Origin of the sequence: Pseudomonas sp. CCC4.1 (assembly GCF_035019225.1) — a bacterium.
In the GTDB taxonomy this organism is placed as follows: domain Bacteria; phylum Pseudomonadota; class Gammaproteobacteria; order Pseudomonadales; family Pseudomonadaceae; genus Aquipseudomonas; species Aquipseudomonas bubulae.
The window spans coordinates 19,196-28,383 of sequence record NZ_JASJWL010000058.1 but is presented as its reverse complement, the minus strand read 5'-3'; the positions used below and the strand labels follow the sequence as shown (position 1 = coordinate 28,383).

The window sequence follows — 9,188 nt, the reverse complement described above, 5'->3', positions numbered from 1 at the left end:
AGATAGGCCTGAAGGGCCTGCTTGTGCTGGTGCGCCAGCCTGTGCGGCTGCTCTGACAGACTGGCATATTCAGCGGATGCATTGATAAAGGCACAGCCGTAAAAATCCGCTTCCTGAACCCAGGATGCTATGAAGTCAAGGTAGCCAGCCGGGCGCTGTGAGACCGCAACCGCATCCACTGCCGCTCGCACTTTCGCCATGAACTCGTTGTGGCGGAGTTCCAGAGCTGCCTCGACCAGATGGTCCTTGCTGGAAAAATGCCGGTATAGCGTCTTCTTGGTAACGCCTGCCTCCTGGCTCAACTGCTCCACCCCGGTGGCGTGAAAACCCTGTCGATAGAACAGGCGCAGGGCGGCGCGGGTGATTGCATCAGACGTACTCATGGGTACTGGCCTCCTGTGGAATGCAACACAGTGTATACCGATCGGTTGACTTGCAGGTATACCGATCGGTATTCTTTTGTCACATCCCCCGTCGCGAGTACTCCCATGTCTGCACGTCGCCTGCTCACATCCGGTGCGCCAGCCGCACCCTCCCTGCGTTTTACGCTGACATCGTTTATGGGTGCAGTCATCGCCATTGGTGCTACTGGCTGGCTGAGCAACCTGTCAGGCACTCCATGGCTTATGGCTTCAATGGGGGCCAGTTGCGTATTGGCCTTTGGCGTCCCCGACTCGCCGCTGGCTCAACCACGCAGCATCATCGGCGGGCATGTCATATCCACCCTGGTCGGACTGATTATTTTGCATACCCTGGGCAATTCGTGGTGGGCCTGCGCGTTGGCCGTCGGGCTGGCTCTGGTTGCCATGCAACAGTCCCGTACCCTGCATGCCCCGGCAGGGGCCAACCCGATTGTGGTGTTGATGACCGGCGCGCCGCTGTCTTTTCTGCTGACCCCGGTGCTGGCGGGCTCCATCGTGATCGTGGTGGTTGCCTGGTGCCTGAATAACACACGCCACCGCGGCAGTTACCCCAAGTACTGGTGGTAGTGCGCTGCCTGCAACACCAAAGTAAATGATAAACATTCCTGCTGCTGATACGATTCAGCCCCGCTGCCGAGTCTGAAACGCGCGTCATAGACGTTTCAACCAACGCACTGAACAGCGAAGCATCAACAACTTCGCACCGTTTATTGCCCGGTTCTCGGCAGCGCGTTCAGTTATCTGCCGTCATTGGTGTGGAGTGTTACGGATGTTGCAAAGGAAGCATGGATTCAAACGGGCAGGCTTTGTGCCACTGGGTGTATGTACCGGCCTGGTGATCAGTTGCACGGTGCTTGCGGGTGAAAACGCGCCCATGCAACTGCCCAGTATTCAGGTCGACGGCGTGCAATCTGCCGAAGACGATACGGACTACCGTGCGGGCTACAGCTCGACGGCTGACAAGACTGAAACGCCCTTTCTGCAGCAGTCGCAAGTGGTCGATACAGTGACCCGCCAGCAACTCAAGGATCAAGCACCGCAAACCCTCGAAGACGTGATCAAGTTCATGCCCGGGGTGGTGGTCAGCAATAACTTCGGCGGCACCCAGGACAGTTTTATCAAGCGCGGTTTCGGTAATTCCGATGATGGCGGCGTATTGCGCGATGGTGTACGCATGCCCATCGGCCGCAACTTTCAACCTGTCACCACCGAGCGCGTGGAGATGCTCAAGGGCCCTGCTTCACTGCTCTACGGCATGCAGGAACCCGGCGGAGTGATCAACGTGATCACGAAAAAACCGCAGTACCAATGGAACAGCACACTGGGCGGCACCCTGAGCGATCAGGGCGGTGGCGATGGCTGGTTCGATGTCACCGGGCCGCTGGGTGACAGCGGGTTCGCCTTTCGATTGATCGGGCAAAACCGCGACGAGGATTACTGGCGCAACTTTGGTCAGAACAAGTCGAAACTGGTCGCCCCTTCGCTGTCCTACGAGTCTGACGATCTGTCGTTTCTCGCCGCTTATGAATACAACGACTACAGCAATACCCTGGACCGTGGCGCGCTGTTCTACAACGGCCATCATGTGGGCAGCCGCGACAAACGCCTGGACGAAAAATGGACCCGCGCCCAAGGCCAGCGTCAGTCGCTCAACACCACCACCGAGTACCGCCTCGACCCCACTTCAAGGGTGCGCCTGACCACGGGCTGGGTGTATGACCATTACAACGACTACCAGGCCGACCCCAGTGAATATCGCCCGGCAACAGGCGAGCTGACCCGGCGGTTTCGTCGTAACGTGGGCGCCAACCGGGAGAACGCTTACCTGTCGCTGGACTGGATTGGTAACAAGACCTGGCTCGGTATCGATCACGACCTGGTCACGGGTGTCGACTATGAAACCCGCCGCGAAGCCAACGGCGACTTCCTGCAAAGCAGCAATGTCGGCGGTTTCTACCCGGCCGACCCGCAGTATGGCCTGCTGCCGCCGGTGGGTAAGGTGAACCCGTCCAACACCAACGGCAAAAGCCATATCAAGGGCCAGTCACTGTACGTCAAAGACACTATCCACCTGGGCGAAAAATGGATTCTGGCCCCGGGCCTGCGCTATCAGCATTACTCGATCGACTCCGGCGCGGGCCTGGACTTCAAGCAAACCACCGATGAGGGCGAATCCAGGCTTTTGCCCTTCCTGGGGCTGGTGTATCAGATGCGTGACGACCTCTCGGTGTATGGCAACTACAGCCAGTCATTCGCACCCAATGAGATGGAAACCGGCACCACGTTCGAAGGCACCTACAAGTCTGAAACCGGCCGCCAGTACGAAGTCGGCATGAAGTATGACAACGGCGACTGGACCAGCCAGCTGGCGGTGTACGACATCCTGAAAAAGAACGTACAACAGAACACCGGCGAGCTCGACGCGTTCGGCAATATGATCCAGCGCATTGCCGGTGAAGTGCAGTCAAACGGTCTGGAATGGAGCATGAGCGGACGCCTGAACGCGCAGTGGAGCGTCATCGCCAACTACGCCTACACCGATGCACGGATCAAAAAGGACACCCGGCAAACCGAGGGCAACCGCCTGTTCAACGTGGCCCGTCATGTGGGCGGGGCTTACCTGACCTATGAAGTTCCGGCCGATATTTTCGCCGGGCGCTTGCGCCTGGGCTCCGGGGCCCGTTATGTGGGCAAGCGCGCAGGGGATATCAGCAACTCTTTCGAGCTGCCGGACTACACCACGGTGGATGCTTTTGCATCCTGGAAGACCAGCCATCTGCTGGGCAAGGAAACCTCACTGCAGCTCAACGCCAGCAACCTGACCGATCGCAGCTACTTTGTGGCTTCGGGCGGCAACACCCGGCGTGTGAGTTGGGGAGAAGGAAGGACGCTGCGCCTGACTGGAGAAGTCAGCTTCTAGCCTGACAGGCAGGCGCGCTCGCGCCTGCCCCTTGGCCCGGAGTTAAGGCCGGGCGGCCGTCACCTCGATCTCTACCAGGTAGTTGGGGTTGGCCAGGCCGGCTACCTGGAACGCCGAGCGGGTTGGCAGCTTGGGCTGGGCCTTGGTACCGAAGAACTGGGTATAGCCCTTCATAAATCCGGCGAAATCCATTTTGCCGGTTTCCGGCGTGCCCACCAGATACACCTGCATCTTGATCACATCGCCCATGCTCAGGCCCAGGCTTTTGAGGGTAGCCTCGATATTTTTCAGCACGTTGACCGTCTGCACTTCGGTGTCGCCATAGGCCGCCAGGGTCTTGGGATCGGCCTTGCTGTCGGCAATAGGCGGCACCACGCCACTGAGGTTGACCACGGTGACACCCGGTGGAATTTCCACGGCCAGAGAGATCGGGAAGTCCGAGTTGGGCAGCTTGTGACGGATCACTTCTGCGGCGTTGACCTGGGTAGTCATCAGGCCGGCCAGCACCGAGGTCAACACAAAAGCGGGGATCAATTTTTTAGACATTTTTGTATTCCTTGAGGGTCATGAAAAAAGCGCGCAGTCCATGGTTGCTTGTCAGCGTCGGGTGACCGCCTGAACATCCTCCACTGTCACGGAGTCAGCATAGTGATTGCCAAAATGAGTCCGTACATAGTTGACCACCGAGGCTATCTGCTGGTCATCCATGTACTTCTTGAAACCCGGCATACCGCCCTGCCCTGATGTCACCATATACACCGGGTACACCTTGGCCCCCAGTTTCTGGTTGGCAGCCAGCGCCGGGTAGGCGCCCGCCCCGTGGGAGCCCTGGCCTTCAGCCATATGGCAGCCCTGGCAGACCTGATTGAACAGAGCTTCGCCGCTGGCCTGATCGAACTTGCCGGAGGTGGACAGCATGGGTGCATCTTCAGCAAGCGCAGTGGCACTGACCAGCAGGCCTGCCAGGGTAGCGGTGGTTAAAGTCATTCTCATGGCTAACTCCTGGCTCAGGCCGCTTTCGCGCTGGCAATAATATGGGTATGCAGACGCTTGATCGCATCCTGGGAGGACAGGATCGCGCCCTCCATCCAGGCCGGGATATAGGAAGCATGCTCACCGGCAAGGACGATGCGACCGTCAATCTGGCACAGATTCTTGTAATGCTGCTGGCGGGTTTCAGGGGTCCACAGGCCATAGCAACCGTTGGTCCAGGGCACGCGGTGCCAGCCGACGGCAATGCCGTTTTCGAACTCTGCCGGGTATTGGGGGTGGACCTGGGCACCGTACTCAACGGCTTTCTGCACGCGCATTTGCGGGCTCATGGCAGTGAACTCATAAGCGTTCGGCCCCCAGATATAGGCACCGAGCAATACGCCCTTGCCCTGCTTGCCATAGTCGGTGCTCGGGTAGCTGATTTTGCTGATCGGCGTATCGGTGTAACTGATGCCGCCGTAGATATGCTCATCCTGCTCCCAAAAACGGCGCTTGAATTGCAGTCCGACCTTGATCGAAGACTCGTAAGGCACGGCGCGGATCGCGCTCATCATCGGTGCACTGACATCAACCGGCAGTTGCCCGAGGATCGACAGCGGCAATGTGCACACGCACCAGTCGGCCTGCTCCTGTTGTGCCCCGCCGCTACCGTCGCTGTTTTGATAGGTCACGGTCACGCCTTTGTCGTTTTGCTGGATGCGCGTGACCTTGGCGTTGTAATGGATCAGGTCATTGACCTGCTTCTGGAAGGCCTGGGCAATCATGTCCATACCGCCTACGGGCTGGAAAATGCTGCTCTGGAATTCATATTCCTGGCCGCTGGCGATGCTTTGCCACAGATTCGAATCCAGCACCGCCTTGCAGTCGATCGGCTCGGACGCCACCGCCTCGGGCATCAGGCCACCACCATCGTCCACGGCAAAGCCACGGCGCATGCTGGTTTCGAGGGATTTCTTGTAGGCGTTGCTGCTATCGAGCGCCCCCCATTTGCGCATCACTTCCAGCAGGCGTTCGCGGTCTTCCCGGGTCAGTGCCTGATCCAGGCCGTGCTGATTGACGGCCTTGCTCAACAACTCGGCCACATGCCCCTGAAAGTCCGCCTGCACTTCACGATAACGCTGCGGCTTGCCATTAAACGCCTTGGTGGAATGCACCATTGCGTTGTAGTTGACCTGAATAAAGGGCTCCAGTGCGACGCCGAATTTGTGGCAGTAGTCGAGCACCGCATGGTGGTGGTACGGGATGCGCCAAGGGCCGGGGTTGAGGTACAGGCCCTTGTCGAATTCGCAATGCTGGGTAGCGCCGCCCAGCTCGGTGAAGCGGTCACCGCCACGCAACGTCCAGCAACGCCCACCGGGTTTGGCATTGAACTCCAGCACCTTGACCTGGTAGCCGGCCTTGCGCAGTTCGTAGGCGGCGGTCATGCCGGCCAGCCCGGCCCCGAGGATCAGTACGCGGGTGCCTTTCGGTGCGCCGCTCAAGGCGAAGTCACGCTGGTAATTTGATTCTGCGGCAAAGCCCAATGAGCTCATCGCCTGATACATCGCAGCGGCGCCTGCTGTCACGCCGATCCAGTTGAGTACTTTGCGTCGGCTCACAACCATTGCTTTCTCTTGCATGACCAGTCCTTTGCATCGAAGGGAAATACGCAGGCAATGACTGACGAACAACCCGGCATGCGGCATCGCCCGACCACAGAAATGTCTGCGCCCGGTGATGTCCCAGAGCAAGCGCTATGCCATGAATTAACGAAGGGAGAAAAAACCGCAACCAGAGAAAAGATCGTCAAACAGACACGGCCAAATGCTTCTACTTAGGTCGGGCAGGTCTGTTTTTGGTGCAAAGCGGATGCGCCAGTATTGGGCAGCTCAGGTGGCTGTGTACCTCATGGGCGCATCGCTGCCGGGTCGGGGCAACGCCTCAGGCATGCGGCGTCGGATAGAGCAGCAGTACCAGCCACCCGGCGACATAGAGCCCCAGGCCAAACGTCAGATGGGTGATCAGGGTTCGGCGCCTTGCCACGTAGGGAGCCGCCGTCTTCGATGCAGCGATGCCGAAGCCGAAGGCGGGCTGCAAGATAAAAAACGGTGCCGCCATACTGATCAAGCCAGCGGCCAATGCAGGCATCAGCGTGGGATGGAACAACCACTCCACACCCGTGAGTACAACCAGCAGCAACGCGAAGACAATGCCCGTCAGGTAATGAAAAACCCAGCCGATCAGACGCTCATGCCTGACACGCGGCGCAGCCACAATCGAGGTATGCTGAAACTGCCCCTGGCGCATGAGGCCCAGCCAACGACCGACGAGCCCATAGTCAAGGGACGGGATACCAAAGACCCGTGCACGAATTAAAGCGCCTGCGTCCATGATCAAGGTGGCCCCCACGCCAACCAACAGAATACGCAGTACCATCTCACTTGTTTGCATGTTGTACCCTCTGCATTAAGCCTGTTTTGTCGGCCTGGTCAGAGCAGTCTGCAAGTTCAAGTCGACTTGAGGTCAAGCATGAAAGAAATGGAGATCGGTGAAGTGGCACGGCGCTGCGGCCTGCCGCCCTCAACCCTGCGCTACTACGAAGAAAAAGGGCTGATCCGCTCGACAGGCCGTCGGGGCCTGAGCCGTGTGTTCAGTGCGGATGTACTTCAGTGCCTGTCGTTGATCGCACTGGGGCAGTGTTCGGGGTTTTCACTGGACGATATCGCCGCCATGCTGAAGGCGGACGGTCAGCCTGAAATTGATCACCAGCGCCTGGCAGAAAAGGCTGACGAACTTGATCGCACCATCCAGCGCTTGAGTACAATTCGCGACGAGCTCAGGCGAGCAGCAGCCTGCCCCGCTCCCCGTCATATTGAATGCCCTGCCTTTCAGAAAAAACTGGCCGCTGTCAGGCCACGCAGCCTCGACAGGAAAAAACCGGGACGCAGTCAAGCTCCCACGGACAAAAGTCAGAACACCCCATGAATGGCGTTAACAGCCCTGCCCTGTGCGGCTGATAGCGCATCATCGTGGTTTTCAGACAGTAAACCGAATTGGCCAGCCAGTGCTTTACGCCCCTTGGGCGTCACTGCAAGCGCCCGGCTGTCGAGGTCCTGGACTACCCATTTGCGGCTCAGGGCCATCTGCAGAAAAGCGCCGCCAAGAGCACCGGCAAGATGTGGCCGGCGCATGCTCCAGTCCATGCATGAGCACGCAAAGCGTCGGCGTTGTGCCCTTGCCGTTTGTAGATCAAGGCCAAGCTCGCCCAGGGCGCTTTCGCCACTCGCCGTAAGTTCATACAAACCCCGGCCGGTAGCTGCTGCAATCAACCTGCCTGCGGCGCAGACGCGGGCGGTGTCGGCATGGTCTTTGCCATCGGCTGGTACACCAGCCCCGCCGACTCGTCCACGTCCCCTGAGCACCTGAAGCCATACCGCTGATAAAAACCTACCGAGGGCAGCGAAGCTGCTCACACTCAGCACGGGCCAACGAACGCATGCACAATGCGCTGGCAGCTACTTGCCGACTCCACCCGAGGTATTTATGGGCAGCGAAACGTTGAACATGCACATGACCATTCGCAACGAACAGCCGCAAGACATCGAAGCCATCAGTCGCCTGACCGAGGCAGCGTTCAGGAACGAAGAGTATTCAAGCCACACCGAGCATTTCATCGTCAATGCACTGCGGCGCACCGGGCAACTGAGCATCTCCCTGGTGGCGGCAGAACATGACGAAATCCTCGGCCATGTCGCCATTTCCCCTGTCAGCATTTCGTCCGGGGTAACCGGATGGTATGGCCTGGGGCCGATCAGTGTAAGGCCTGACCGTCAGGGCAAGGGCATCGGTTCGGCATTGATGAGGGCCGCACTGCAACAGCTGCGGCAACAGGGCGCAGCGGGTTGCGTCGTGCTGGGCGACCCTGCCTATTACGGCCGCTTCGGGTTTAAAGCCCACCCCGGCCTTGAGTTGCCCGACGTTCCCCCTGAATACTTCCAGGCCCTGTCCTTTACTGGCGAGCTGCCTGTCGGGGTAGTGAAATACGCTGCGGCGTTTGATGCACGCGAGTAAGTGACCGGGCGTGGTGGGCATTGTTGTTCATTTAAACGATTTCTGCCTTTGTGGGAGCGGGCTTGCTCGCGATGGTCGTCAACGATGACGCGTATTAGCTGAGTAAATGCGGCGCCATAAAGAACATCGCGAGCAAGCCCGCTCCCATACTTGAGCAGCATTGCGGGCGTGGTGGGCATTGCTGCGTTAGCTCTGATTACTTACCGGGCAGCAATGCGATCATCCGGTCAAAGGCCGCCAACGGGTACCTGTCATTACGTGGTTGCGCAACGGGCATTTTTGCAGGAAAGCCCACGTGCACACTGCCGGGCAGCACGTGCTCGATCGCTGCGTACCAGGTCAGTAACGCCTGCTGCAGCCGTACATGCAGCTCGAAATTGCTTCTGCGCCGAGTGGAGTCTGCACGGGCTCGCTGCCGTGCCAGTTGCGGGTCTATGCGCCCGACAATGTAAGCGTCTGCAAAGCCGATACGCCCCTGTGCGACAGTGTCACGGGTGGCGTCCAGTTCTGTTAGCCAGTCGTTTGTGCTGGCTTCACCGATCTGCCAGAGGCACCACAGATAGTGAAGCTTGAGCGGGTCGCTGTCGCACACCGCCCATGGAGCCCTGGCTTCCATAGCCAGCGCGGCCTGCCATCGATCGACGTTACGCTCGGCCCAGAAAACTGCGGCTGCGACGGGATCACTGGCACGCTCCGGCACACCGTCAAGACGGCCGTGCTCAGCAATCACATGCGGCCCTCCATGCCGGGTGCACCACGTGGTTTTACCGCTGGCGCTGATGCCTTCAACCACCAAAATCATC

General features: G+C 59.0%; 12 protein-coding genes. 4 read left to right on the top strand and 8 right to left on the bottom strand.

The window, feature by feature from the left end; translation table 11 throughout:
- The coding region (locus QN377_RS18740) for a helix-turn-helix domain-containing protein (protein ID WP_323567648.1) at window positions 1-383 on the bottom strand (383 nt) is incomplete at its 3' end.
- Window positions 384-488: 105 nt separating this feature from the next.
- Between QN377_RS18740 and QN377_RS18735 the strand changes: the two genes are divergently transcribed.
- Window positions 489-989, top strand: coding sequence for an HPP family protein (locus QN377_RS18735; protein ID WP_095002864.1), 501 nt, complete (start codon window positions 489-491; stop codon window positions 987-989).
- A 202-nt stretch (window positions 990-1,191) separates the two neighbouring features.
- Window positions 1,192-3,342: a TonB-dependent siderophore receptor gene (locus QN377_RS18730; RefSeq protein WP_095018623.1), complete on the top strand. Its 2,151-nt coding sequence runs from the start codon at window positions 1,192-1,194 to the stop codon at window positions 3,340-3,342.
- Window positions 3,343-3,384: 42 nt separating this feature from the next.
- On the opposite strand, the gene QN377_RS18725 is transcribed toward QN377_RS18730, so the two are convergent.
- From QN377_RS18725 to QN377_RS18710, 4 genes are all read right to left on the bottom strand, one after another.
- Entirely contained in the window at window positions 3,385-3,888 is a 504-nt protein-coding gene (locus tag QN377_RS18725; RefSeq protein WP_095002866.1) for a RidA family protein, read from the bottom strand.
- Window positions 3,889-3,939: 51 nt separating this feature from the next.
- Entirely contained in the window at window positions 3,940-4,335 is a 396-nt protein-coding gene (locus tag QN377_RS18720; RefSeq protein ID WP_238705514.1) for a c-type cytochrome, read from the bottom strand.
- Window positions 4,336-4,349: 14 nt separating this feature from the next.
- Window positions 4,350-5,879 carry a flavin monoamine oxidase family protein gene (locus tag QN377_RS18715; RefSeq protein ID WP_323567649.1) on the bottom strand — a complete coding sequence of 510 codons (1,530 nt, stop codon included), beginning with the start codon at window positions 5,877-5,879 and terminating at the stop codon, window positions 4,350-4,352.
- A gap of 376 nt (window positions 5,880-6,255) precedes the next feature.
- Window positions 6,256-6,765: a DUF2938 domain-containing protein gene (locus QN377_RS18710; protein WP_095018622.1), complete on the bottom strand. Its 510-nt coding sequence runs from the start codon at window positions 6,763-6,765 to the stop codon at window positions 6,256-6,258.
- Window positions 6,766-6,843: 78 nt separating this feature from the next.
- On the opposite strand from QN377_RS18710, the gene QN377_RS18705 reads away from it, so the two are divergent.
- The gene (locus QN377_RS18705; RefSeq protein WP_095018621.1) at window positions 6,844-7,299 is read left to right on the top strand and encodes a helix-turn-helix domain-containing protein; all 456 of its coding nucleotides are present in this window, start codon (window positions 6,844-6,846) and stop codon (window positions 7,297-7,299) included.
- Here QN377_RS18705 and QN377_RS22905 read toward each other — a convergent pair.
- A complete protein-coding gene (locus tag QN377_RS22905) occupies window positions 7,284-7,505 on the bottom strand; it encodes a hypothetical protein (protein WP_176464284.1) in 222 nt (73 codons plus the stop codon). The two genes, QN377_RS18705 and QN377_RS22905, sit on opposite strands and share 16 nt — an antisense overlap.
- 134 nt (window positions 7,506-7,639) lie before the next feature.
- On the bottom strand, window positions 7,640-7,774 hold the full coding sequence (locus QN377_RS18695; RefSeq protein ID WP_095002870.1) for a GNAT family N-acetyltransferase: 135 nt from the start codon (window positions 7,772-7,774) through the stop codon (window positions 7,640-7,642).
- 104 nt (window positions 7,775-7,878) lie between these two features.
- Here QN377_RS18695 and QN377_RS18690 point away from each other — a divergent pair, with 104 nt between their 5' ends.
- Entirely contained in the window at window positions 7,879-8,385 is a 507-nt protein-coding gene (locus QN377_RS18690; protein WP_095018704.1) for a GNAT family N-acetyltransferase, read from the top strand.
- 196 nt (window positions 8,386-8,581) lie between these two features.
- Here QN377_RS18690 and QN377_RS18685 read toward each other — a convergent pair whose 3' ends face one another.
- On the bottom strand, window positions 8,582-9,187 hold the full coding sequence (locus tag QN377_RS18685) for a hypothetical protein (protein WP_095018620.1): 606 nt from the start codon (window positions 9,185-9,187) through the stop codon (window positions 8,582-8,584).
- Between the last annotated feature and the right edge of the window lies 1 nt (window position 9,188).

What these genes read in the sequence shown, in the direction of transcription:
- QN377_RS18735 (WP_095002864.1), top strand. Translation starts at nt 489, where the DNA reads ATGTCTGCACGTCGCCTGCTCACATCCGGTGCGCCAGCCGCACCCTCC.
- QN377_RS18715 (WP_323567649.1), bottom strand. Translation starts at nt 5,879, where the DNA reads ATGTATCAGGCGATGAGCTCATTGGGCTTTGCCGCAGAATCAAATTAC.
- QN377_RS18720 (WP_238705514.1), bottom strand. Translation starts at nt 4,335, where the DNA reads ATGAGAATGACTTTAACCACCGCTACCCTGGCAGGCCTGCTGGTCAGT.
- QN377_RS22905 (WP_176464284.1), bottom strand. Translation starts at nt 7,505, where the DNA reads ATGCGCCGGCCACATCTTGCCGGTGCTCTTGGCGGCGCTTTTCTGCAG.
- QN377_RS18710 (WP_095018622.1), bottom strand. Translation starts at nt 6,765, where the DNA reads ATGCAAACAAGTGAGATGGTACTGCGTATTCTGTTGGTTGGCGTGGGG.
- QN377_RS18725 (WP_095002866.1), bottom strand. Translation starts at nt 3,888, where the DNA reads ATGTCTAAAAAATTGATCCCCGCTTTTGTGTTGACCTCGGTGCTGGCC.
- QN377_RS18685 (WP_095018620.1), bottom strand. Translation starts at nt 9,187, where the DNA reads ATGATTTTGGTGGTTGAAGGCATCAGCGCCAGCGGTAAAACCACGTGG.
- QN377_RS18705 (WP_095018621.1), top strand. Translation starts at nt 6,844, where the DNA reads ATGAAAGAAATGGAGATCGGTGAAGTGGCACGGCGCTGCGGCCTGCCG.
- QN377_RS18690 (WP_095018704.1), top strand. Translation starts at nt 7,879, where the DNA reads ATGCACATGACCATTCGCAACGAACAGCCGCAAGACATCGAAGCCATC.
- QN377_RS18730 (WP_095018623.1), top strand. Translation starts at nt 1,192, where the DNA reads ATGTTGCAAAGGAAGCATGGATTCAAACGGGCAGGCTTTGTGCCACTG.